16 protein-coding genes and 1 pseudogene are annotated in these 24,585 nt (G+C 74.0%); 3 read left to right on the top strand and 14 right to left on the bottom strand.

The genetic code is table 11. From position 1 onward, the window contains the following. Positions 1 to 82: 82 nt before the first annotated feature. The 7 genes from C229_RS0101150 to C229_RS0101180 form a co-directional block, all read right to left on the bottom strand. Positions 83 to 2,353 (bottom strand): hypothetical protein, encoded by a 2,271-nt coding sequence (locus C229_RS0101150; RefSeq protein ID WP_155884525.1) that lies wholly within the window; start codon positions 2,351 to 2,353, stop codon positions 83 to 85. Then, positions 2,283 to 4,430 (bottom strand): TIGR03986 family type III CRISPR-associated RAMP protein, encoded by a 2,148-nt coding sequence (locus C229_RS0101155; protein ID WP_018653244.1) that lies wholly within the window; start codon positions 4,428 to 4,430, stop codon positions 2,283 to 2,285. Before C229_RS0101155 ends, C229_RS0101150 begins: the two co-directional genes overlap by 71 nt. Beyond that, on the bottom strand, positions 4,427 to 4,972 hold the full coding sequence (gene csx19, locus C229_RS0101160; RefSeq protein WP_018653245.1) for a type III-D CRISPR-associated protein Csx19: 546 nt from the start codon (positions 4,970 to 4,972) through the stop codon (positions 4,427 to 4,429). Before csx19 ends, C229_RS0101155 begins: the two co-directional genes overlap by 4 nt. Further along, the gene (locus C229_RS0101165; RefSeq protein WP_018653246.1) at positions 4,972 to 6,567 is read right to left on the bottom strand and encodes an RAMP superfamily CRISPR-associated protein; all 1,596 of its coding nucleotides are present in this window, start codon (positions 6,565 to 6,567) and stop codon (positions 4,972 to 4,974) included. The genes csx19 and C229_RS0101165 overlap by 1 nt, the downstream gene beginning before the upstream one ends. Continuing rightward, positions 6,564 to 8,897: an RAMP superfamily CRISPR-associated protein gene (locus C229_RS0101170; RefSeq protein ID WP_018653247.1), complete on the bottom strand. Its 2,334-nt coding sequence runs from the start codon at positions 8,895 to 8,897 to the stop codon at positions 6,564 to 6,566. Before C229_RS0101170 ends, C229_RS0101165 begins: the two co-directional genes overlap by 4 nt. Continuing rightward, positions 8,894 to 10,504 (bottom strand): Cas10/Cmr2 second palm domain-containing protein, encoded by a 1,611-nt coding sequence (locus tag C229_RS0101175; RefSeq protein WP_420804638.1) that lies wholly within the window; start codon positions 10,502 to 10,504, stop codon positions 8,894 to 8,896. The genes C229_RS0101170 and C229_RS0101175 overlap by 4 nt, the downstream gene beginning before the upstream one ends. A gap of 154 nt (positions 10,505 to 10,658) precedes the next feature. Next, a complete protein-coding gene (locus tag C229_RS0101180; RefSeq protein ID WP_018653249.1) occupies positions 10,659 to 12,845 on the bottom strand; it encodes a TIGR03986 family type III CRISPR-associated RAMP protein in 2,187 nt (728 codons plus the stop codon). A gap of 308 nt (positions 12,846 to 13,153) precedes the next feature. On the opposite strand from C229_RS0101180, the gene C229_RS33950 reads away from it, so the two are divergent. The 3 genes from C229_RS33950 to C229_RS0101200 all read left to right on the top strand — a co-directional run bounded on the left by C229_RS33950 (position 13,154) and on the right by C229_RS0101200 (position 16,199). Further along, positions 13,154 to 13,525 (top strand): SAVED domain-containing protein, encoded by a 372-nt coding sequence (locus tag C229_RS33950; RefSeq protein WP_240487141.1) that lies wholly within the window; start codon positions 13,154 to 13,156, stop codon positions 13,523 to 13,525. Positions 13,526 to 13,700: 175 nt separating this feature from the next. Next, a complete protein-coding gene (locus C229_RS0101195) occupies positions 13,701 to 14,612 on the top strand; it encodes a formylglycine-generating enzyme family protein (protein WP_026313349.1) in 912 nt (303 codons plus the stop codon). A gap of 15 nt (positions 14,613 to 14,627) precedes the next feature. After that, the gene (locus C229_RS0101200) at positions 14,628 to 16,199 is read left to right on the top strand and encodes an arylsulfatase (RefSeq protein ID WP_018653253.1); all 1,572 of its coding nucleotides are present in this window, start codon (positions 14,628 to 14,630) and stop codon (positions 16,197 to 16,199) included. A gap of 16 nt (positions 16,200 to 16,215) precedes the next feature. On the opposite strand, the gene C229_RS35170 is transcribed toward C229_RS0101200, so the two are convergent. From C229_RS35170 to C229_RS0101230, 7 genes and pseudogenes are all read right to left on the bottom strand, one after another. Beyond that, complete coding sequence (locus C229_RS35170; protein ID WP_420804639.1) at positions 16,216 to 17,574, bottom strand: sulfatase-like hydrolase/transferase; 1,359 nt, start codon at positions 17,572 to 17,574, stop codon at positions 16,216 to 16,218. Further along, positions 17,562 to 17,681: pseudogene (locus tag C229_RS35990) on the bottom strand (hypothetical protein); the annotation flags it as partial. The pseudogene C229_RS35990 and the gene C229_RS35170, both read right to left, overlap by 13 nt. 20 nt (positions 17,682 to 17,701) lie before the next feature. Beyond that, positions 17,702 to 19,465: a sulfatase gene (locus C229_RS0101210; RefSeq protein WP_018653255.1), complete on the bottom strand. Its 1,764-nt coding sequence runs from the start codon at positions 19,463 to 19,465 to the stop codon at positions 17,702 to 17,704. Next, positions 19,462 to 20,304 (bottom strand): ATP-binding cassette domain-containing protein, encoded by an 843-nt coding sequence (locus C229_RS0101215; protein WP_018653256.1) that lies wholly within the window; start codon positions 20,302 to 20,304, stop codon positions 19,462 to 19,464. The genes C229_RS0101210 and C229_RS0101215 overlap by 4 nt, the downstream gene beginning before the upstream one ends. Beyond that, complete coding sequence (locus tag C229_RS0101220; protein WP_018653257.1) at positions 20,301 to 22,052, bottom strand: dipeptide/oligopeptide/nickel ABC transporter permease/ATP-binding protein; 1,752 nt, start codon at positions 22,050 to 22,052, stop codon at positions 20,301 to 20,303. The genes C229_RS0101215 and C229_RS0101220 overlap by 4 nt, the downstream gene beginning before the upstream one ends. Further along, positions 22,049 to 22,993 carry an ABC transporter permease gene (locus C229_RS0101225; RefSeq protein WP_018653258.1) on the bottom strand — a complete coding sequence of 315 codons (945 nt, stop codon included), beginning with the start codon at positions 22,991 to 22,993 and terminating at the stop codon, positions 22,049 to 22,051. Before C229_RS0101225 ends, C229_RS0101220 begins: the two co-directional genes overlap by 4 nt. 1 nt (position 22,994) lies before the next feature. Continuing rightward, positions 22,995 to 24,551, bottom strand: coding sequence for an ABC transporter substrate-binding protein (locus C229_RS0101230; RefSeq protein WP_018653259.1), 1,557 nt, complete (start codon positions 24,549 to 24,551; stop codon positions 22,995 to 22,997). Positions 24,552 to 24,585 lie beyond the last annotated feature (34 nt).

Genomic DNA, 24,585 nt, shown 5'->3' on the forward strand with positions numbered 1-24,585 from the left:
GCCGTCGAACGGACCTCCAGCATCCCACGGCCCCCAGCCCCGCGCCACGGTAATGACCGAAAAGCCGAAGATCCGCGCCGTGTTACTCGGCCGCCAGCCGGTCGAGCCGGACGCGCAGTTCCTCGAAGCGGACGAGAAGCCCCCGGTCGCCGGGTCCGGCGGCGCCCAGCTCACCGATCGCCCGGTGCAGGAGCGCCACCACCCGCGCGGGAGCCGGTGGCCGCGGCGACCGTTTCTCCACCCGGAGCCGGTCGAGCAGGTGGGCGTAGGGCGTCTCGTTGCGGAGGCCGTTCAGCGCGTGCAGGGCCCAATGACCACGGCGCAGGTCGTCCCACTGCCGCCAGCCGAACAGGCCGGGGCGCAGCGCTTCGACGGCCGTGTAGCAGGCGGGCCAGGGTTCGTCGGCCAGCACCTCGGCGATCAGCGTGAGGCGTTCCCGGGCCAGCGCCCGACGGGCGGACGGACCGGTCGCCGGACCCACCGCGCCGTACAGGTCGCCGTGCAGCCGGGCGGCGGCGTCGCGGACGGCGGTCAGGGCGGGCGAGCCGTTGGCGAGGAGCTGCCACGCCGTCCGCGTGTCGAGGCGCCGCATCGCCGCCGACGCCAGGCTGGCCAGCCGCGCGTCCATGCCGAGGCGGCACAGGCCGCGCCCGCCGTCGCGGATCACCGAGTGCAGGGCACGGTCGAGGCCGAGTTCGGAGACGCGCAGCGTGCAGGCGGCCTCCAGCGACCACTGCACGCCCGCCGCGACCATGGCGTTCACCATGACGGGCTTGCCGGTGTTGACGACGAGCAGCACCTCGTCCACGTCCCGCAGGCCGCCGTCGCGCAGGTCCGTCAGGAGCGCCGAGGTGATGCCCGCCGCGTCTGCGGGGCCGGTGGGGTAGGGGCCGAGCGTCTCGGCGTCGAGGGTGCCCGCCGGGGCGGTCGCCCGCGCGAACGTCACCCAGCGTCCGGCACGGTCCAGGGTCTCGTCGCTGGCCAGCAGGCGCAGCCGGACGCGGCCGGGCCGGGCGAGTCCGGCGCGCTGCCGGGCCGCCCAGTCGAGCACCTCGCGCACGGCGGCCAGCCCGCCTTCGTCGGCCGTGTCGTGCTCGGGCGTGAGCCCGACGCCGAGCAGGACGAGCACGTCACCGCTGCCGAGGACGGGCCACGGCCGGAGCCCCCTGTGCCGGAGCAGACGCGGCAGGAGATCGCTCTGCTCCCACTGGTCGGCGGCCCGCAGCAGCGGGCCGGGCAGCGGCCGGCGGTGCGCCTCGGGCGGCGCGAGATGCGCGGCGTGGGTGGTGGCGTCGGCGTAGAAGCCGACGAACTCGGTGTCGCGGACGAGTTCCACGGACGTGGCGGCGGGCGCGGGCGCCAGCCGGAGCCGTGCCGCCCTGATCAGGGCGGCGTCGCCGCGTTCGCCGCCGTCGCTGAGCCGGTCCGCCAGTTCGTCGAGGACGGCGCGCGCCGACGCGCCGATCAGCTCCGCCTCGCGCTTGGACAGCTTGGCGATCCGGTGGGTGAACCAGGCGCGCAGCAGCGAGTGGTCGAGGGCTTCGCCGCGCGCGAGCCGTTCGAAGAACGCGGCCTGGACGGTCGGCCACAGCTCGCCCAGCTTGCCGAGATCCCCGGCGGTGAGTTCAGGGCCGGGCCGGGCGGCCTTCGCCGGGCCGGTGTCGGCGCGCTGCCGGGCCGCGAGCAGCCGCCACAGGTCGGCGTTCGGAGGATCGACGGCGGCGAGTTCGGCCCAGAACCGGTGCCGCAGCAGCCAGGCGTGCAGCGTCGCGTCCGGGCGGACGAGGTCGGACAGCCGGTAGACGGCGGCCGGATCGTCCACCGGCAGCAGGCCCGACGGAACGCCCGTCTCGATGGCGGCGAGCAGGGCTCCGGCGCCGAGCGCGTAGGAGCCGGTGCCGGTCGTGACCAGGCACGCGCCGGGTGCCAGCGCGGTCAGCAGCGCCCGGGTCGGTTCGAGGGCGGCGTGCACGGTCGGCTGCGCGACCTCCAGGACGTGGACGCGGTCGGCGGGGAACCGCCGGCCGCACAGGCCGTCCGGGCCGCAGAGCAGGTCGCGCATGCGCCGCCCGTGCTCGGCGAACGGGCGGACGGTGGGGCCGTGCGTGTTGGTGGTGGCGAGCAGCAGCAGCCCGCCGACGTCGGTGTCGCCGAGACCGGCGAAGACCTTGTCCAGCGGTCGGCGGTCCCCCGGGCCGCCGTGCAGGTCGACGGGCGCGGGGGCGCGTGATCGGGGTGGCATGCCGAGGTCGCCGCCGCCGATCGGGTGGATCAGCAGCGTGTCAGTCGTCGGCGCGGTAGACGGGGAGATCGTCGTCCTCCGGGACGTGGGGGCGCGGGAGGGAACGGCCACGGCCACGGGCCATGGCGCCGTCCTTCATCTTCTCGTTGGCGGTGAACCAGGCGTAGGACTCGCCCGCCGGGCTCGGGGGCGTGCGGGCGTCGCCGTGCATGGCCTTGGTGCGGGTACGCGGGTAGTGGACGGGGAGTTCGCGGCCCCGGGCGGCGGCGCGGAAGGCCGCCTCGATCACCGTGAAGCCGGGCTGGTCGCGGGCCTCGGCCAGGAAGGCGTTCAGGCAGTGGTCGGCGGCGTCGACCGCCGGTGGCGGTGTGAGGAGCCGGTAGTACTCGGCCCATTCGCGGCGCGTGCCGAGGCGTGTTCCGGTGATCTTCAGATGGACGCTGCCGAAGCCCAGGGACTTGCCGAGGCCGAGCCGGTGGTGCTCGTCCTCGGGGAGGGTGAGCAGCCAGATCAGGGCGCCGAGTTCGACGGGGTGCAGGTCGCGGACGTCGAGGGTGAGGGTGAACTCGGTGTCCTGGGCGATCCAGCCCTGGATCGAGCGGTTCTGCTTGTCGCGCTGTTCGGCGCCGGTCGTCTGGAACGCCGTACCGTCGCGGTTCGCCTTCGGCCTGCCCGCGTCGTCGAGAACGGGTTCGCGGGGGCGACGGTACTCCCGGTAGAGGACGCCGCCGACGCGTTCCTGGGTGGAGCCGTCCGCGTTCCAGTACTCCGCGTTCTGGGCGGCGAGCCGGTGGTGCCAGTAGACCTTGCGGCCGCGCAGCGTCCGGCCGGGCGTCAAGTAGACGTCCTTCTTCTCGGTGCCCGGCGTGATCGGGCGGTCGGGTTTAGCCTCGTTGTCCGCCAGGTAGAAGCGCGCCTGCGCGGGTTTCGGCTGCGCGAGGATCGCCAGCGGCAGGCCCGGCCTCCCGAAGCGGACCACGGCGTCGGCGGGGTCGGCGCGGCAGGTGACGTCGCGGACGCGCAGCCGCCCCCGGTGCGCGGCGGGACGCGTGCCCGACCCGTCGCCCGCGACCCAGCCGAACACGCGGTCGGCCGGGGACAGGCCGTCGTAGCGGATCGCGGGCTCGACGCCCTCGGGTACCTGGGCCGCCGGTGCGGCGGCGGCCAGCTCGCGGGGGACGAGAACGGGATACAGGGCCTCGACCGTCCTCTTGTCCGGCAAGTACCCCCAGCAGAAACTGTCCGGGGCGAGGGTGCGCCGGTCGTCGCCGCCCTCCGTCCGGTGCGCGCTGACGTCCAGTGCGTCGTCGACCGCCACGGCCCGCTCCGCCGCGTGGTACCGCATGAGATCGTCCCATTGACGGCGCAGTTCGTCGGTCAGCTTGACCGTCCTCGGCTTCTCGGGCCGGACGAAGGCGCGTTCCTTGGTCTTGCCCTCCACGTTGCGGCCGGTGCGGAAGACGTACGCCTCCGTCCAGTGGCCGCCTGGCCTCCTCACCGTGTGCGGCTCGACGTCGGCGACCTCACCCTGCTTCAGCTCGATCCACACCCTGGCGCCGTGTTCGGGCGGGTGGGGCCACCTGATGTCACCCGGACCCCCGCCCGGCAGGTAGAAGGGCATCCAGTGCGACTCCCAGACTTCGAGCCGCCGGCCCTTGTCGATGACCCGGATGGGGTACATGTGCGCGGCGTCGGCGGCGGCGCGCCGCCAGGCGGGCCGTTCCTCGTGCCCGGTGAAGATCCCGAAGCGGGAGTTGGTGATGGTCTCGTACGCCGCGCGGAGCATGCCCTTCAACGCGGTGGCGGGCAGGTGGGGGCGGCCGTCGCGCAGGAGCACCGGGTACGTCCGGTGCCCGTCGGGGTTGACGGGGGTGGCCGCAGCCGTGTCGAGCAGCAGCAGCGGCGTCCGGACGGTGAGCGAGACGTCGATCTCGCCGGTCCAGTGGTCGTCGTGCAGGCGGCTGCCGGACGGCGGTGCGGCGTCCCCGAACGCTCCGGTGGCGTCCGTGCGCGGGAAGGCGGGCACGAACGTGTACGGGTTGAGGAACGTCTCCGGCGGCCCGGTCCGGTGCTGCGGAGCGCGCGCCTCGGCTCCACCCGGCCCCTTCTTCGCACCCGGCGGTGGCGGCTTCGGGCGCCGGAGGAGACCGGCCATGTCGTTGGGCGTCGCCTTCGTCGGTTCGCTCATGCCGTCTCCCGGCGCAGGTCCACCGGTTCGGACGGCGCGAGGCCGAGCAGCCGTTCCTCGACGACGGCGGCGTTGCCGTAGAGCGGGTCGCGTTCGATGTACTCGCGGGTCGTCAGGGCAGCGTGTCCCCCGGCGGCGATGACCGCCGGGACGCGCAGGCTGCCGATGCGCTCGGTGGTGAGCGTCGTCCAGCCGCCGGACTCGGTGACGGCCCTGCCCCACAGCAGGTACTCGCCGTCCACGACGCCGGAGACGTCGAGCTCGGGCAGCGGATCGAAGCCGGGCGGGAGCCCCGCCGGGTCCTCGGTGAGCGCCACCGCCGTGCCGCGTTCGTCGTCGGTCTCCTTCCAGCGCAGTTCGCAGCGCGCGTCGAACAGCCGCGCCTCGAAGACGCCGTCGGGCACGGCAGCGCGTGCCTCCGCCGTCGTCGTCACGACATACCGCCACGGGGTCGTCAGGAGCGCGAACCCGCCCGGCGCCGCGGCCAGCGCCTCGGTGAAGGTCAGTCCCTGCCGGTGGGCGCTGTACAGCCTCGTGCTCATCATTCGTCCTCCCCGAGGTAGTCGCGCCAGGCCCGCACCAGGCGCGGTGTGCCGAGCGCGGTCGCGAGGGACGTTCCGGCCGCCCAGCCGCCGCCCGAGATGTCCACCGAGGTGATCTCGACGTCTCCGAACCCGCGGTTCACCATGCCGCCGAGCGGCAACCGGCGGTTCTCCAGGTCGCGTAGCACGAGCATCAGCAGCGCCACGGCGCTGTCGCGGTAACACCCCAGCCGGGTGAGATCGACCGTGAGGCGGATCGGCTCCCAGTCCACGCCGTGCGGTTCGAGGACGCTGAACAGCAGGCTGTCGGCGGCGCCGCCGGTCCAGCGGTCGATGGCGACATGGTCGGCCTGGTCGAGGCCACGTCCGCTCAGCTCGTCCCGGACCGCGTCCGGCAGGGGCCGCTTGCCGTCGGGGACGGGCGCACCGTCCAGCGGCCCGTCCACGACCACGTTCCACGTCTCGGCCGGGATCGTGGTCTCGCTGACGCACTCGTGCGCGGTCAGCGCGCCCGCGCCCCACGGGAAGCAGTCTTTGTCGGGCTTCCCGTGGGGCGCGCCGAACAGGGCGCGGACGGCGTCCAGCTCGTCGAACTGCCGGGAGAACGCGTCGGAGTGGGCCTGTGCGGTGGCCGCAGCGGCCTCCGGGACCGGCGCGTTGTCGCCCCGGACGGTGCGTTCGATGAACTCGCCGTGGCTGCGCAGCGCGCCCTTGATGGAACTGCCGCTGAGCGTCAGGACGAGCGAGTCGCGTCCCGACGTCGTCGTCAGCGGCAGCGTCTTGACCATGGCGCCCTCGCCGGACGCGCGGACCATCACCGGCGACAGCGGGCGCCAGCCCAGCGTCACGGTCAGCAGCTCCCGCCGTTCGGGCAGGGCCGCGACCCCGGCGTCGCCCGGGACGTCGGCGAACGTCGCCGGCGTGCCGCCGAGGAACGCCAGCAGGCCCGCGACGCCGGTGAAGTCGTGCTCGTGGACGTCGAGCGGCGACGGCAGCAGCGTCACCACGCCGAGCCCCTTGCTCCCGGCCGCGCCCAGGGTGATCTCCTCGGCCCGCAGCGCCGCCAGCAGCAGGCGCAGCCGGGCGCGGTCCCGGTCGAGATCCCGTTCCGTCGTCTCGATGTCCAGGTCGAACGACAGGTAGCGGCCGGGCGGCACGACGGTGCGCGCGTACAGGATCGCCGAGGCGGCGGCACCGGTGACGCGGTCGATGCCCACGCCGTGCCGGACGGGCAGGCCGTTCCGGGAGATCGGTTCGCTCGGCAGCCCGTCGGCGTCGGTCCGCGTGGACGCGGCGATGATCGCGTCGCGGACGACGACGCGGCTGGCCCGGCCGCTGTTCGGCTCCCCGTCGACAGTGAAGCCCCACATGTCGTTGATCTTGTCGTTCGCGGGGCCGGAGGGGTCGGCGCCGCGCATCCAGGCGCGCAGTGCCCCGGCGAGGGCGGTCCCGGGCACGTAGACGTGGTCCTGCCCGTCCACCGCCACCGGCAGCGCCTCGGCGGGGTCGAGGGCGACGCCGCCGACGTGCAGCGGCGTCTCGGTCCGCAGCCAGCCCCGCAGGCGGAGCCGGTGCTGCATCGGGCGTCCCTTCATGAGCGGACCTCCTTGCCGTGGGCCTCCCGGCGGGTGCGGGCGGCGATGCAGGCGGTGAGCAGGGTGCGGCGCGCCTCGGCTCGCAGTTCGTCGGTCAGGGTGTCGTGGCCGTCCTTGGTCAGGCAGAGGTCGGCGCGGTCGGTGAAGCCGAGCTGGTCCCAGGCGTCCTGCCCGTCCGGCGCACCCTCGACGGCCCGTTCCGGTGGCCCGTCGATGAGCAGGGCGCGGACCCTCCTCGCGTCGTCCTTCCCCCAGCGCTCGGTGAGGGCGTCGATGCGGCGGCCCAGCAGGTCCGGGTCGTCGTCCAGGTGGTCGAAGAGGCGGCGGAGCGCGTTGAGGCGGGTCGGGGTCCAGGCGGCGAGATCCTTCAGGGGGCCGCCGGCGTCGGCGGCGCGCGCCTCGGCGCGGCGCCAGATCTCGGCCCGCCACGCCGCGCGTTCGATGACGCGGGCCTCGGCGTGGCCCGCCGCGCCTGGGCGCAGCCGCCTAGGGGCCGGTCGCGGGACCGGCGGGGGCGCGGCCGCCGCCACAGGTGCCGGTCCGCTGAGGAACGGGTCGTTGAGACGGATCTGCCCGAAGCCCTCGCCGCGCCGCTCACCGATGCCGGAACGCTCGACGGCGGTCAGCACCGCCGCGTCGGCCCGCCCTTCCGCCACGGTGAAGGTGAGGCAGCCGCCCGCCGCGAAGCCCAGCAGAACCGGCCTCGGCAGCCGCCAGCCGGTGTGCCAGGAGTCGGTGCGGGCCGTGTCATAGCCGGTCGGGACCAGGCCGGGTTCGGCGGGAAGCGGCGTGAGACGCAGTCCCCGGGCGCCCGCCGTGTTCAGCGCGTCGGTGAGGAGGCGGGCGAAGTCGTCCGGGTCGTCGCTGGGGGCGAGGCGGGCGTTGCGCACCAGGACGTCCGACACCAGCCAGACGCGCAGCTTCTGGCCCTCCTCCAACGGGGCGGCGGTACCGGGCGCGGCGTCCAGCGGCTCGGCGGCGGCCTTCGCGAACCCGTAGTCGTCCTTGCGGGACCGGCCGAGACGCCAGTCGCCGTTCAGCCTCTCGTGCCAGCCGGGGGCGAGGACGCCGGTGCGGACGCGGATCTCCGCCGCCAGCTCGGTCCCGGCCTCGATCGCCTCGTAGACGTAGACGCCGCCGTGCCGTTCGTCGGGCCGCTGCGTGGCGTCGTCGACGGTGTTGTGCATCCGCAGCGTGAAGCCAGGCGTCCGCACGTCCAGGGCACCGGTGCCGGACACGTAGCCGCGCCGCAGACGCTTGTAGACCTCGTCCTTCGGGAGCGGCTGCACCATGCGGTTGAGGTGCCTGGCGCCGTCGTCCTTGCCGCGTTCGAGGACGCGCGGGACGGGCAGGCCCGGCAGCCCGTCGACCGCGGGCGTCGCCGCCGAGACGACCAGATCCCCGTAGCGCGCCGCCGCCGCGGCCGGGCCCGCCGGGGCGAGCCTGCGCAACACCTCGCGCAGCAGCATCCAGCCGGGTGCGTGGTCGCGGCCCCGCACCAGGTTGCCGACCGTGCGGTCGTGGGCGAGCAGCGGCGTGACGAGCGTCAGCCGCAACACGACGCGTTCCCAGCCGTCACCGGCCTCGGCGCGCACGTCGCCGTCGGGCTCCGGCGGGGCCTCGGGCGCGGGCGGTTCCGCCGGGTTCGTCGCCCAGCGCTCCAGGTCCTCCGGCGTCTGCGGCATGCCGGGCGCCGTCAGGTCCAGGCGGCAGCGGCCCGCGCCGCGCCGCCGCTTGCCGCCGATGCCCTCCACCAGCCGGGCGCCCGCCCACAGCAGCGCGAACGCGCAGGCCAGCCGGTCGCCGGTGAGGGCGGCGGGCAGGTACGCGGTGCCGGTGAGGGCGACGCCGCCGCGCGCCATCTCGTCGAAGCGGAGCATGTCGTCCTGGGCGGCGCCCGTACGCGGGTCGTGGGCGATGCCCGGCTTGACGAACGTCACCGCCTCGCGGAGCCGGGGGTCGGCCGTGGACAGCAGCGCGCGGAACTCCTCGGGGAAACGCAGCGGGCCCTCGTAGCCGAGAACGGCGGGGCGCGGGGGCGCGGACGCGCGGCGGGGCGGTTCGTTCGCCTCCTTCGACGGGTTGGACCGTTCGGAACCGAAGACGTACTCGACCCAGTCGTGCCAGACGCCCGTGCCGCCGCCGTCGAGGGCGCGGGCGGCGATCTCGCAGCCGTCGCGCCACAGGCCGTTCAGCGTCTTGGCCGGGACGAACGGAAGGCCGTCGTCGTCGCGCTGCACCTGGCGGCTGAGCCTGCCGTGCTGCCCGGTTCCCGCGCCGATGTGCCAGTCGCTGAGCAGGCGCAGGGTGAGGGAGATCTGATGGGTCATGCGCGGTCTCCCGGCGTGAGGAAGGGGGCGGCGTTCAGGGCGTCGAGCAGGCCGGTGCGGTGCTCGTCGCCGTCCCGCCAGAAGAGCGACCCGTCCTCGGTGAGGGCGCGGACCTCGGGGGCGTCGCCGGACCAGACGGTGAGGGCGGCCAGCCGGGCGTCGGCGGCGGCGCGTCCCCGGAACAGTCCGGAGCGCAGGTCGTGCGCCTGCCCGGCCGAGATGGCCTTGCTGCCGTCCTCGCGTTCGCTCGTCAGCGCCGTGACGCGCCGTTCGAGGTCGCTCCAGTGGCGGCGCCGCGCCCAGCCTTCGCCCTCGGCCGCGCCGACGACGTAAGGCATCGCGGTGAGGTGGGTGCCCTCTTCCAGCGGGTTCTGGTTCTCGCGCAGCCGGGCCAGGTCGGCGTGGGCGCTCTCGTTGAGGACGTGGAACGACAGCGCGCTGCGGCTCTGGTCCAGCTCCCGTTTCACGGACTTGGCCTCGGCCGTCAGCTCCTCCGCGAGGTGGACGGCGCTGTGGAACGGGTACTGGCGCTTCACGACGGCGACGCCCGCGCACGCGCCCAGTCCCTGACGTCCCGCGGCCTCCAGTAGCCCGCCGACACCGGCTTTCTCCGCGGCCCGACGCGTGAACTCCGTCAGGTACCGGTGGGCGAAGTTCAGGGCGACCCGGCCGTCGCACACCACCGTGAGGTCGTCGCCGCCGAGGACGAGCGGGAGCACCGGCGGCACCTTCGTCAGGACGGGGAACCGGTCACCGCGCAGCCGGTCCACCGCGCTGCGGAACGCGTCGCGGGCGCACTCGTCCACCCCTTCGGACAGGCCGCGCAGGGCGTCCACATACTCGCGGGCGGTCGCACCCGCCATGATGTCGGCGAAGCCCTGGAAGACCTTGCCCATGCCGTTGCCGTCGGCGTGGACGACGGCGACCCAGTCCGCCGTGAAGTTCAGGTGGTCGACGACGCTCACCAGGTCGTTCCGGGCCGCCTCGGTGTCGGCCAGGCCCATCTTGTCGGTGAGGCGGGACAGCGCGGCGTCGAACGCCCGCAGCTTCGCCACGCTCGGCGCCGACCGCGCCTCCGGCGCCCGGTCGGGGCCGAATCGGACGGCGCGGTGCGCGGGCAGCCCGCTGGACCCGCACCGCGCCGCGATCGGCACGCCGGGGAACCGGAGCCTGGGCCCGCGCCGCCGCATCCGCGCCACCGCCAGCAGTTCCCGCGCCGCCGCGATGCCCCGATCGAGGGCCTCCCCCGTGCCCCACGGCACCGGCTCGGTGCCGACGACGCCGCACACGTCCAGGCCGGGCGCCTCGCGCAGCGCCGCCTCGGTGATGTCACCGACGAGCTTGACGGCGGCCTCCCGACCCGGCTCGTCGGCCCGCACGAGGAGCGTCACGCCGCCCGCATTGGCCGTCACCACCTCCGCACCCTGCGCCTCCACACGCCAGTCGCGACGCGGGTCGCCCGGCCCGTCGAGGGCCGCGAGCGCGGCGTCCAGCCAGCGGCCCTCGACACAGGTGATCAGGTGCGAGGCGCCGACGTTCTCGCGGCGCTTGTTCGAGCCGAAGATGTAGTTCTGGTTCCCCGCCGTGCTCAGCACGACCACGTACACGTCCAAGCCGGGTCCCCTCCCGTCTGCGACGACGATGTCCACCCGGTTCCTGATGGACGAACCCGCCGGACTCGATTCAGCGGCACATTACGGGCGCTCGACGGCCCCGGCCGGTCGCTCCACGGCAGAGCCGGTGTCCGAAAACGGCCGCCGGTCATCCGCGTTCACCGGGATAGGTGTCCAGGGCGCGATCCGCCGCGTCGGCAGCGGTGGGCAGCGCACGGCCCCGGCCCTCCTCGACCGCGCGCCGCGCGGTCTTCTCGTTGGCGGTGAACCAGGCGTAGGACTGGCCGCGCGGGTCGGGCGGCGTCGTGGGGGCGCCGCGCATCCCGGCGACGCGGACGCGCGGGTAGCGGACCGGGAGGTCGAGCCCGGCGGCGGCCGTCAGGAAGGCCGTCGTCGCCTGCGCCAGCATGGGGACGTCGCGGAGCAGCGCGGCGAACGTCGTGCGGGGCTCGTCCAGGGGCGCCGAAGCGGGAAGGTCCGCCGTCAGGGAACCGTAGTAGGCGGCCCACTGCTCGCCGGTGTGCAGGGACGTCGTGTCCGGGTCGAGGGTGAGGCGGACGCTGCCGAAGCCCAGGGGCTTGCCGAGGCCGAGGCGGTGGTAGTGGTGGTCGGGGAGTTCCAGGAGCCACAGGAGGGCGCCGAGTTCGGTGGCGTCCAGGTCGCGGACGTCCAGGGTGAACGTGAACTCGGTGCCCGCGTCGACCCAGCCGTGGACGGAGCGGTTCTGGTTGTCGCGCTGTTCGACGTTCCGCTTGGTGGCGAAGGCGCGGCGGTCGGGGGTGAGGCGGGGGTCGGCGTCGTTGCCGTTCGCGGCCTCGCGGGGGCGGCGGAACTCGCGGTAGTCGCGGCCGTTGACGGGACGTTGGGTGGGGTCGTCGGGGCCGTCCGGCTCGGACCAGTACGCGGGGTCGTCGGCGACGCGGGCGTGGTGCCAGTAGACCTTGCGGCCGCGCGGGACGGGCTTGCCGCCGAGGTAGGCGTCCTTCTTGCCGATGCCGTCGCGCAGGGGGCGGCCCTCGTCGGTCCCGACGTAGAAGCGGGCCTGGGACTTCTTCGGCTCACCGAGGATTGCCAGCGGCAGGCCGTCGCCGGCGAAGCGGGTGACGGACGCGTCGTCCCCGCACGTCACCGCGCCGACGCGCAGGCGGCCACGGTAGGCGGCGGGGCGGGTGCCCGAGCCGTCCGGGGCGACCCAGCCGAACACGCGGTCGGCCGGGGACAGTTCGTCCAGACGCGACGCCGGGTGCAGGCTCTTGGGCAGCGCGCGGGACGGGGCCTCGTTCGTCACGTCGCGGGGAATGGCGACCGGGTAGAGGCCGGACACCTTTCCGTTCCGCACGTGGGCGTAGCACAGGGCGCCCTTCTTGAGGACGCGGCGCGCGGGGTCCCACAGGTGCGGGCTCCACGCCAGTTCACCGATGGTGTCGGAGATGTGGTCGCCCGGCTTCGCGTCGTTCCGGCGCTTGAACAGCTCGTCGTCGGAATGCGCGGCTCGGTAGCTTCGCATGAGGGTGTTCCAGCGCGCGAAATGGCCGTGCAGCGTCTCGGTGCGTGGGTCCTCCTGGTTGAAGAAGACGCGCTCGTGCCGCTTGCCGATCGCGTTGCGGCCCGTGCTGAACACGATGCCCGCGACGACGGCCGTCGCGTCGTCCCCGAAGTCGTCCTGTGGTGGGGTGCCCTCGCCCAGCGGCACGAGCGCGCGCACCGTCCACGGTCCGGGGAAGGGCTTACCGTTCTTGCTCTCCATCCATCGGCGCCCGATGTACGCCTTCACGAGATCGCCGTGCCGGGGCGTACCGCCCGACGGGTAGCGGACGGGGTCGTCCACGAACGCGGGCAGCCGCGCCTGCTCGCAGTACTGGATCTCCACGCGGTCGGGCTTCTCGCTGACCGAGCGCACGCGCACGGGTCGCATGTCCGGGGCGTCGTCGGCCACGCGGCGCCAGCCCAGCGGCTCGTCGTGCCCGGTGAACACCCCGAACCGCGACCCGGTGACCGCCTCGTACGCCGACCGCAGCATCCCCTTCACCGACGTCGCGGGCATATGCGGCCGCCCGTCGCGGGCCAGCACCGGATACGCCAGGTGACCCTCGGTGCCGCTCTCCGCCTCGTACTTGCGGGCCGTGTCGAGCAGCAGCAGCGGTGTCCGGACGGTGAGGCGGACGCCGATCGTGCCCGTCCAGCGGTCGGGGCGCAGCCGGTCGTGGCCGGTGGGGGCGCCGTCGGCCAGTGCCTTCGGCAGCCGGTCGCGCGCGGCCGCCGGGACGAACGTGTACGGGTTCAGGAACGGCTCCAGCGGCGCCGGGCGGCGGGGCTGGTTGCGGCGTGGCGGCAAAGCGTCCTCCTCGGGTGCGGTTGCCCTGTACCGATGGACGACCCAAGCAGCCCCGGCCTCGCGGCGGAGCCGGTGACCGGAAGCGGACGAGTGACGGCCCGGGCGCCGTCCATCAGTACGTTGTGCAGCGCGAGACGACGGCACAGCGGAGGACCCATGAGCGCGGACGTAACGGCGACCCCGGCCCTGACGGTCGAGGGCGGGCCGTCCGGGCCGACGTCGGCGGGGCGGCGGATCGTCACCGACGGGACGTTCTGGATCACCCGGCCCTGACCGTCGAGGCCCTCCACGTCTTCGGCACAGGCGACCTGTCCCGCGCGGCCCTCGCGGTGGACCTCCAGGGCCGCGAGGAGACGTTCACCGGACCCGTCCGCGCGGCGTGCCGCGCCGCGGGCATCGGCAGCCTCCTGCACATCCGGCGGGCCGCCGACGGCAGACTCCCGGAGAACACGGCGACGTTCACCGCCGCCGTCGACCAGATCTGCCGCGCCTGGCTCGACGCCCGCCTCCCCGAACCGGCGCGAACCGGCCACCACGCGCTGTTCCTCTCCGGCCCCACCGCCATCGCGCTGGCCCTCGGCGCCCGCCTGGCCAACGTCCAGCCCGACCGCTGGACGATCTACAACTACGACGGCGCCTCCAGCACGTACGAGCCCTTCCCCCGCTCGCGACAGCTCTAGCTTCCAGGCCCGTCAGGAGGCGCTGAACGCCCCATGGGAACCCGCAGCGGGCGTGCACGTCCCGGTTCGGGCCGAGTCGGCCACCTCAACCCCTGGCCCACCCCGGATCGGGGAACATCCTCTGTGATCGGGTAGATTTCGGACGTCTTGTTAACCATCCCGGTAGGAATAGGTCTTGAGGCCCGAGTCTCCCTGCTGTGCGGCGGCGCGTCCGGCCGCCGTGCCCGCCGCGCCGCCGGTGCCGATCGCCCCGCCGAGCCGTGCTCCGGGCGGTGCGCCGCCGGGCCGCAAGGGGATGATCCGGTTGCCCGGTGGCACGTTCCGGATGGGCAACGACGACGAAACGGCCAACCCGGGGGACGGTGAGGGGCCGGTCCGGAGCGTCACCGTCGGACCGTTCCACATCGACGCGCACGCGGTGTCCAACGCCCGCTTCGCCGCCTTCGTCAAGGCCACCGGTCATGTCACCGACGCCGAGAAGTTCGGCTGGTCCTACGTCTTCGCGGGCCTCCTGCCGCCCGGCACGGCCCGCGCCCTCCCGGCCCCGGCGGGCACACCGTGGTGGCGCGGCGTCCCGGGCGCGACCTGGCGCTCCCCCGAGGGGCCGGACAGCACGGTCCGGGGACGCGAGCGGCATCCGGTCGTCCACGTGTCCTGGCACGACGCCGCCGCGTACGCAGCGTGGGCCGGACGCCGCCTGCCCACCGAGGCCGAGTGGGAGTACGCGGCGCGCGGCGGCCTCGACCAGGCCCGCTACCCGTGGGGCGACGAGCTGACGCCGCGCGGCCACTGGCGGTGCAACATCTGGCAGGGCGAGTTCCCGCACGTCGACACCGCCGAGGACGGCCACGCGGGCACCGCCCCCGTGGACGCGTACCGCCCCAACGCCTACGGCCTCTACAACACGGTCGGGAACGTCTGGGAGTGGGGCGGCGACTGGTGGACGGAGGGCGAGACGCGGGTGATGCGCGGCGGTTCGTACCTCTGCCACGACTCGTACTGCAACCGCTACCGCGTGTCCGCCCGGACCGCCAACACGCCGGACTCCTCCAGCGGCAACACCGGCTTCCGCTGCGCCGCCGACTGACCGGAAGGGACGCCGATGCCCTCGTCCGAACGCCCCAACGTCATGGTGATCCTCTGCGATGACCTGGGCTTCTCCGACATCGGCTGCTTCGGCGGCGAGATCCCGACGCCCGCCGTGGACGGGCTGGCCGAGCGCGGCGTCCGGATGACGCAGTTCTACAACACCGCCCGCTGCTCGCCGTCGCGCGCGTCGCTGCTGACGGGCCTGCACCCGCACCAGACGGGCATCGGCATCCTGACCGCCGACGACAGACCGGCGGGCTACGCGGGCACGTTGTCGGAGGACTGCGTCACGATCGCGGAGGTGCTGCGGGACGCCGGTTACGGCACCTACATGGCCGGCAAGTGGCACGTCTCCGGTCATACCGGCCGCATCGACGAGACCTGGCCGCTCGGGCGCGGGTTCGAGCGGTTCTTCGGCACGTGCAACGGCGGCGGCAGCTACTACTGGCCCGCCACCCTCGCCGAGGACGACGCGTTCCTCTCCTACGACGACCGGCCGGACGACTTCTACTTCACCGACGCGATCACCGCGAGGACGCAGCGGTACGTCCGCGAGCACGTCCGCGACCGGCCGCACGACCCGTTCTTCTGCTACGTCGCCTATACGGCGCCGCACTGGCCCCTGCACGCGCCGGAGGAACTGGTCGCGGCTCAGGCGGGCCGCTACGACGAGGGCTGGGACGTGGTGCGCGAGCGGCGCCGGGAACGCCAGCGGGAGGGCGGCTGGTTCGGCACGTCGTTCGAGGCCGCCCCGCGCGATCCGGAGGTGCCGCCGTGGGACGAGGCCCCGGACCGGGAGTGGCAGGCGCGGTGCATGGAGGTCTACGCGGCGCAGGTCGCGCGCATGGACGAGGGCATCGGCCACATCCTGGAGACGCTGCGGGAGACCGGCACCGAGGAGAACACGCTCGTGCTGTTCCTGTCCGACAACGGCGGGAGCGCGGAGGTCATCCCGGTCGGGCGGAACCGGCTGCCGTTCCCCCGGCGGACCCCGGACGGGCGGCCGATCGAGATCGGCAACACGCCGCAGACCCGGCCGGGCGCCGAGGAGACGTTCGTCAGTTACGGAAAGGCGTGGGCCAACGTCTCCAACACGCCGTTCCGCGAGTACAAGCACTGGGTCCACGAAGGCGGCATCGCGACGCCCCTGGTGGCGCGGTGGCCCGCTCGCCTGCCCCCCGGCCGTCTGGTCCACGATGCGCACCAACTGCCGGACATCATGGCCACCGTCCTGGAGGTCACGGGCGCGCACTATCCGCTCACCCGGGCGGGAACGCCCGTGCAGGCTCCGGAGGGCGCGAGCATGCTCGGCGGCTGGACGGGACAGGCCGCCGCCGCAGGCCGGTACCTGTTCTGGGAGCACGAGGGCAACGCCGCCTGCCGCCGCGACGACTGGAAGCTGGTCAAGCGGTATCCCGGTGCCTGGGAGCTGTACGACCTGCGCACCGACCGCGCCGAACTGCGCGACCTCGCGCTGGAGCGGCGGGAGATCGTCCGGGAGCTCGCGGACGCTTACCAGGCGTGGAGCGTCCGGGTCGGGGTGATCCCGCCCGAGGTGTGGCGGCCGCTGTACGAGCGGGAGTGAGGGGCGGGCGGCGCGCTCACCGGTGCCGTCCGTCGCTCGAAGCGCGGAAGTGGTCGAGGTCGAACACGACGGCCTCCGGCGTGTACTCGCCGCGCAGCCGGAGCAGCAGGTACCGCGCCGCCGACCGGACGCCGGGGTGCGCGGCGTCCGCCGCCGCGACGAGCCCGTCCTCCGCGAAGGCGGCGTCCCCGCCCAGGTACACCAGCGCGTTGAGGGCTTGCAGGCGGACCGGCGCGGGGTGCTCCGCCCCGAGGGCCCGCGCCAGGACGGCGGCGCCGCGCGGGCCGTCCACCGCGCGCCCGTACGCCTCGGCCGCCGCGATCCGGACGTGCGCCGACGGGTCGGCCAGCGCCGCCTCCAGCGCGGCGGCGGCCGGGGCGGCGTCCGGGCCGAGCATCAGCAGGCCCTGCGCCGCCCAGTACCGGATCACCTCGCGGGCGTCGGCGAGCGCCGCGACGAAGACGTCCAGGTTCGCCGGGTCGCGCGCGATCGCCGTCCCCGCGAGGGCCATGACCTCCGGCAGCGGGTACGCGCCCGGCTCCCGGCTCGGCGCGTACCCCTGGAGCGGTGACCCCTCGGGGATGAAGCCGTTGTCGTTGACCCGGAGAAGGTGCGCGTCGAGCAGGCCGCGCAGCGCCGCGAGCCGCCCGGCGTGGGCGGGGTCGGCGGCCAGGTCGTGCACCTCGTCGGGGTCGGCGGCCAGGTCGTACAGCTCCTCGGCGGGCTTGGGCGCAAAGAACCGGGCGGCCGGGCCGTCCAGCGTCCCGGCCAGGTGCGCGGCCTCCCACGCCTGGTAGCCGCGCGCCTGCCACATGTACGCCACGTGCTGCCCGTGCGGGCGGTGCGGGGCGTAGTTGCGCAGGTAGCGGTAGCGCCCGTCCCGTACGGTGCGGACGAAGTCGTACCGCTCGCCCATCCGGTCGCGGCCCCCGAACGCGACACCGGCGGGCGGCGCGGCGGCGCGGCCGAACAGCGGCCGGCCCTGCATGCTGGCGGGCACCGGGACGTCCGCGAGCGACAGCAGCGTCGGCGCGAGGTCGATGTGGCTCACGGCGGCGGCGACCCGCTCGCCGGGCCGCCACGGGGACAGGTGCGCGAACCGGGCGGGCACCCGGACGACGAGCGGCACCCGCAGTCCGTCGTCGTAGCAGAACCGTTTCGAGCGGGGGCCGACGCCGCCGTGGTCGGAGGAGTACAGCACGATCGTGTCCTCCCAGAGCCCGTCCTCCTCCAGCTCGGCGAGGAGCCCGGCGAAGACGCGGTCGGCCTTCTCGATCGCGGTGTGGTAGCGGGCCAGGTCGCCGGGCCGTGACCGGCGGCGTACACGCCGGTGATCAGGCTGAACCGGGACGGCGCGCAGACCGGGGCGGTGCAGAACGCCTGCTCGAACAGCACGCCCTCGCGGGCGAGCCGGTCGATCGCGGGCGTCCGCGCCAGGACGTCCCCGTACGCGGCGCCGTGCGGGGAGCAGTCCTCGCTCATCAGCCAGAGGATGTTGGGTCTCACCGGTCCGAGGTCTCCAGGTCGGTGGCCAGGTCGCGTAGCTGCCGCGCGGTCAGGTGGCCCGAGCGGGCCAGGTCGTACAGCGACAGCCCCGGCATCGCCGCCACCAGCTCGCTGTCCAGGACGAACGGGACGTGCCTCTCCAGGACGGGCCGCAGCGCCGTCCGGGCCAGATGCGGCAGCGGCCCGGTCAGCAGCCGGGCGGCGGGCAGTTCCTCGACGGCGGGCAGCGGTTCGGCGAGAGCCTCGGCCCGTTCGCGCTGCGCGGCGACGAGCAGGTGCGCGCGGGTGACGGGCTCGTCGCGGGGCAGGCCGAGCCGCCGGTACTGCGAGGCCGGGGCGTCGCTCTCGCGCAGCAGGCGCTGGAGCAGCGCCAGCATCCGCAGCTCGACCTCCTCGTCCACCAGCGGGCGCTCCTGGCCGGGATCGTCCGCCAGGTCGAACAGCAGCGTCCCGTGCAGCCACGGGTTCGACATCTGCGCCGACCCGGCCGCCGCGACGCGCATCGTCCGCAGCCCCTTGGTGAACGCCAGCGGCGCGGACGGCTCCCACCCGGCCAGTTCGCGGACCGCGAAGCGGGACCGCATGTGCGTCGGCATCAGCGTGTACTCCTCCAGCGGCGCGTTCGCGCGGTCGGCGGCGGCGCGCATGTACACGTACCGGCCGTCGGTGACGTTCACGTGCCCGCCGTGGATGCCGAACAGCGCGCCGTCGTGGACGGTCCGGTCGCTCTCCAGCACGTCCGCGAGGTCGCGGCCCTGCATGTCGGGCGTCGGTTCCAGGCCGAAGAAACCGAGGACGGTCGGGGCGATGTCGATGGTCTGCGCGAGCGCGCCGCGCCGGACGTCGCGTCCGGCGGTGCGCGGGTCCCAGACGAACATCGGCAGGTGCACGAGTTCGTTGAACCACGGCATCACCGACTTGGCCCACCAGCCGTGCTCACCGAGCAGGAAACCGTGGTCGGTGTTGACGATCAGCAGGGTGTCGTCCCACAGCCCGTGCCGGTCCATGGCGTCCAGCACCCGCCCCAGCGAGCGGTCGCACATCGACACCAGCGCGGCGTACTCGTTGCGCGCCCGCCGGACGGTGCCGGCGGGCTCGACGGTCCTGGCGTAGGGCGGCCAGTCGAACCGGGGGCCGGGGTCGTCGCCGTACTTCTTGCGGTAGTCGTCGTTGTTGGTGAAGAACGGCTCGTGCGGGTCGAACATCTCGATCTGCACCAGCCACCGGTCGGCGTCGGCGTTGGTGTCGATGAAGTGCACGCCCGCGTCGACGGTGAGCGTCTGGGAGTGCTCGGCCTCGGTGGGCATGTACCGGCGGTTGACCTCGTCCTGGCTCTCCATCCGCGCCCGCTGACCGGCGGGCGGCCGGTCGGTGACCACGCCCTTCCACGGGTCGCCCTCCTGGCCGCGGAAGAACTCCCAGGTCGAGTAGCGGGTGTGGTAGGTCGCGCCGCCGTCCTCCCAGTAGTGCGGATGGTCGGACGCCAGGTGGGTGTGCACCCCGGCGTCGCGCAGCAGTTGCGGCATCGAGTCGTCGAACGGCTCCAGCGGTCCCCAGCTTCGGTGCAGGAAGTTGTACCGGCCGGTGTGCAGCTCGCGCCGGGCGGGCATGCACGGCATCGACCCGGCGTAGAAGTTGTCGAACGTCACGGCCCGCCGCGCGAGCCGGGCGAAGTTGGGCGCGTCGACGAACGTGTCCCGCGCGTACGGCGACAGCAGGTGCCGGTTCAGGCTGTCGAACATGACGATGATCGCCTTCACGGCCGGGCTCCCTCGGTCGAGCGCAGCCGCCGCCGCGCCTCGCGGCGTTCGCGCTGGGCCTGCGGGTCGGGCAGCGGTGCCGCCAGGAACAGCTTCTGCGTGTACGGATGTTGCGGGTCGTCGGCCACCCGGCGCGTCTCGCCGGACTCCACGATCTCCCCGGCCCGCATCACCGCGACGCGGTGGCTGAGGTGTCGGACGACCGCCAGGTCGTGCGAGACGAACAGGTAGGCGACCCCGGTGCGCTCCTGGATCTCCCGGAACAGGCCGAGCACCCGCGCCTGGGTGGACAGGTCCAGCGCCGAGACGGGCTCGTCGCACACGATCAGCGCCGGATCGAGCGCCAGCGCCCGCGCGATCGCGACGCGCTGCCGCTGGCCGCCGGAGAACTCGCGGGGCAGCCGCCGTCCGGCGTCGGCGGGAAGGTGGACTTGGTCCAGCAGGTCCCGAACGCGGCGGCGCGCTTCGTCGGGCGGGACGCGTTGCGCCAGCAGCGGTTCGACCAGGATGCGTTCGATCACCAGGGACGGGTTCAGCGACGTGTACGGATCTTGGAAGACGACCTGGATCTGCGTGGCGAGCGCCCGCCGCGCGGACCGCGACAGCCGGCCGATCTCCCGTCCCCGGAAGCGGACCGAGCCGGACGTCACCGGCGCCAGGCCGAGCACCGCACGGCCGAACGTCGTCTTGCCCGACCCGGACTCCCCGACCAGGCCGACGGTCTCTCCGGCGTCGACGTCCAGGCCGACGCCGTGCAGCGCCCGGAACGGCGCCCGGCGCAGGCCCTTGACCGGGTACTCCACGACGAGGTCCCGGACGCGCAGCAGCGATTCGGTCATGCCCGCTCCCCCGTCGCCACGACGGCGTCGAACAGCGCGCGCGTGTACGCGTGCCGCGGCTCCGCGAAGATCGCGTCGACGGGGCCGGTCTCCACGACGCGGCCGTGCCGCATGACCGACACCCGGTCGCACAGGTCCGCCACCACACCGAAGTCGTGGGTCACCAGCAGCACCCCCATTCCGAGGTCGTCGCGCAGGTCGCGCAGCAGGTCGAGCACCTCGGCCTGGACGGTGACGTCCAGGGCGGTGGTGGGCTCGTCGGCGATGAGCAGTCGCGGTTCGCAGGCGACCGCGCCCGCGATCAGCACCCGCTGCGCCATGCCCCCGGAGATCTCGTGCGGGTAGGCGTCGAACGTCCGCGCCGGGTCCGCGATGCCGACGCGTTCCAGCAGTTCCAGCGCCCGCGTGCGGGCCTTGGCCCGGCCGTGCCCCAGGTGCGCCCGGATCGGCTCGACGAGCTGGCTCCCGACCGTGAAGCTCGGGTCCAGGTTGCTCATCGGCTCCTGCGGGACGTACCCGATCGCGCCGCCGCGCAGCCGGGTCAGCCGCGCGGCGGGCAGCCCGGACAGCTCGGTCCCGTCGAACACGATCGCGCCGGACGTCCGGGCTCCGGCGGGCAGCAGGCGCAGGATCGAGAAGGCCGTCTGCGTCTTGCCGGAACCGGACTCACCGATCAGGCCGTGCACCTCGCCTGCGCGGACCGACAGCGACACCTCGTCCACGACCCGCCGGGCCGGGCCGTCGGGGCGCGGATAGGCGACCACCAGGTCGCGGACGTCCAGCAGCGCCGCGCCGCCGGGGGGCTCGTCGTGCGTCAGGACCGGCTCCTTCGCCGCGGCGTCGGCGGCGTCCTCGGCGCGGGCGGTCCTGCGGCGGGGCCGCCCGGTGCGCTCCAGGGCGTCGCGCAGCGCGTTGGACAGCAGCGTCAGCGCGACGCACGTCGTCCCGATCGCCAGGCTCGGCCAGGCCACCGCGAGCGGCGCGACGTAGATGTTGGCGAACGCGTCGTTGAGCATCCCGCCCCACGTCGCCACCGACGGATCGCCCAGCCCGAGGAACGTGATCCCGGACTGCAACGCGATCGCGCCGCTGCCGACGGCCGCCGCCACGATGATCGCCGGTGCCCGCACGACGGTGAGCACGTGCCGGCCGATGATCCGCGCGTCGCTCAGGCCCGCCACCCGCGCGGCGTCGATGTACAGTTCGTGCCGCACCCCCGACACGGCCGCGTAGACGACGCGGTAGAAGGCCGGGGACAGCAGCACTCCGAAGATCGCCATGGTCGTCCACGGCGACGGCCCGACGACGGCCCGCAGCGCCAGCAGCGCGACGATGCCCGGCAGCGCCATGATCAGGCTCGCGGCCCAGGTGCCGGCGGTCTCGGTCCAGCCGCCGTAGTACCCGGCCACGAGCCCGGCGCCGATCCCGAGCACGGCCGCGACGAGCAGGGTCAGCGCGGCGCCCGCCAGCGAGATCTGCGAGGCGTGCAGCAGCCGGGACAGGATGTCGCGGCCCGAACCGTCCGCGCCGAGCAGGTGCGACGCGGACGGTCCGGCCAGGATGTCCCCGGCCGAGGGCTCGTCGGGGTCGTGCGGGGAGATCCACCGGGCGAGCGCGGCGGCCACGATCACGAGCGCGAGCCACCCGAGCGCGACCACGCCGAGCGGGTCGCGCAGGAGACGGCGCAGACCGCCGGACAGCGCGGCGGGAGGCACCGCGGCCGGGGCCACGAGGGCGGGTTCACTCATCCGAGACGCACCTTCGGGTTCAGCCAGCCCTGGAGCAGGTCGATCAGCAGGTTCAGCACGACCACCAGCACGGCGGAGACCACCACCAGCCCCATCACCAGCGGGACGTCCCCCTGCCCGGTAGCGGTGACGGCGACCTGCCCCAGGCCCGGGATGGCGAAGACCTGTTCGATGATCACCGCGCCGCCGAGCAGCCCGACCACCTGCACGCCCAGGAACGACAGCGCGGGCCCGGCGGCGTTGCGCAGCGCGTGCCGGTAGACGACCCGGGCCTCGGAGAGGCCACGGCTGCGCAGGGTGCGGACGTAGTCCCGGCCGAGCTCGTCGACGACGGCGCCGCGCACCTGCTGGACGACGCCGGAGACGCCGTGCACGGCCAGCGCCAGCACCGGCAGGGTGATGGACGACAGCCACAGTCCCGGCGACTCGGCGAACCGGGTGTACCCGGTCGGCCGGAACCAGTGCAGCGAGATCGCGAAGACCAGCACCAGGCCGAGCGAGATCAGGAAGTTCGGGACGGCGTGCCCCAGCACCCCCGCGACCTGCACGACCCGGTCCACCCAGCCGCCGCGCGTCGCCGCCACGACACCGAGCACGGTGGCGAAGACGACGGTGAGCAGTGTGGAGCCGATCACCAGGCTGACGGTCACCGACAGCCTGCTCAGGATCGCCGCGCCGACGTCCTGTCCGTTGAACCACGAGGTGCCGAGGTCGCCGTGGACCGCTCCAGACAGCCAGTGCGCGAACTGGGTCACGATCGGCCGGTCCAGCCCCAGCTCCCGTTCCTTGGCCCGGACCGCGGCCTCGTCGGCCTCCTCGCCGAGCAGTTGCCGGGCGATGTCGTCGCCCGCGCCGAGGTAGAGCAGGAAGAAGGTCAGGGTGGTGAGCGCCGCCACGAGGACGACGCCCGAACCGAGCCTGCGCGCGATGAACCGGTACATGTCAGGGCCTGGGGGTGATGTTCCACAGGTACGGGTAGGCGTTGTTCTGCTGCGGTACGGCGGTGGTGTTCCGGTCCACGGCGAAGCCCATGTGCGGCCGGTACCAGGGCGCGAACCACGCCTGCTCGACGATGTACGCGTTCAACTCCTTCCCGGCCGCCGCCGCCTCGGCGGGCGAGCCGGTCTGGATCTTGCGGGAGAGCGCGGCGACGGTCGCGTCCTCGGTGCGGAACGGGTTCCAGGTGGCGTGCGGCAGCAGCTTGAAGTTGGCGACGTGCCAGGCCGTCGGGTCCGCCTGGAGCGGAAGGCCGGCCACCACCGAGTACTTCGCCTTGGCGACGTTCCCGAGAAAGCTGTTCTGCGGCTCGTTCACGTACTTCACGGTGATGCCCACCGCGCCGAGCTGCTGCTTGGTCAGGTCGTACAGCACCGTGCTCACGCTCGGCACCTGCGGGATCGTCAGCGTGAACCCGTTCGCGTGGCCGGCGTCCGTGAGCAGTTGCCGGGCCTTGGCGGGGTCGTAGGGGTACCGGTCGTCCAGCGCCGGGTCGTAGGAGTCCTTGTCGATGACCTTGAAGATCTGCGTGGTCGGGGTGCCGAGCCCCTTGCCGATGGCCTTCACCAGCGTCGGGCGGTCCATCGCGTGGTTGATCGCCTGCCGGACCCGGACGTCCTTGAGCGCGGGCGTGATCTTGCCCGCGCGGTCGAACAGCAGCAGGCCGAGGAAGTTGATCTCCGAGGTCTTGACCTCGAACCCGGCCGCCTTGACCTGCTGCTGCACGCTCGCGTCCGGGACCGGAGCGCCGTCGACCTGCCCGCCGCGCACGGCGTTCACGGTCGCGGTGGGGGTCTGGTACACGTTGAGCGCGATGGAGGCGTAGTGCTGGTCGGCGGGCTTCCAGTAGTCCGGGTTCCGCTTGTACACGTACGTCGAGCCGATGACGGTCTTCGCGGTGTCCAGCACGTAGGGGCCCGTGCCGACCGGCCGGGTGTCGGCGTCCGGGGCGTCGAACGTCTTCGGGCTCGCCTGCAATCCGGCCACCCCGGCCAGGTAGGAGAGCAGCGCCGGGTTCGGCGCGGTCAGCGTGATGCGCAGGGTCGAGCCGTCCACCGCCTCGGCCGAACGCACCTCACGCAGGTAGGAGCGCAGGGTGGAGCTGCCGTCCCGGAACCGGGTGATGTTCCGAGCGGCCACACCCGCGTCGAACAACGTGCCGTCACTGAACTTCACGCCCGTGCGCAGCTTCAACGTCAGCACGGTCTTGTCCGCGTTGTACGACCACGCCGTCGCCAGGCCGGGCTCGATCTTCAGGTCCGGGTCCTGCCGGAGCAGGGTGTCGTAGACGGCCTGGTGGAAGGGCGCCTCGTTGGCCCAGGCCGCCTTGCCCGCCGCCAGCGACGCGGGGACGACCAGCGAACCCAGCTTGAGGGTGCCGGTGGCCCGCGCCCCGGTGGCGCCCTCGCCTCCCCCGGCGGTGTCCGCGCCGCCACAGCCCGCCAGGGCCAGGACCGAGCCGACGACCAGACCACCTGACAGGAGCTTGCCTACCGAAAACACGGGTCTTCCTCTCGTTCCATGAGATACCGAACCA

The sequence above is a fragment of the Actinomadura flavalba DSM 45200 genome (genome assembly GCF_000374305.1).
GTDB lineage: Bacteria > Actinomycetota > Actinomycetes > Streptosporangiales > Streptosporangiaceae > Spirillospora > Spirillospora flavalba.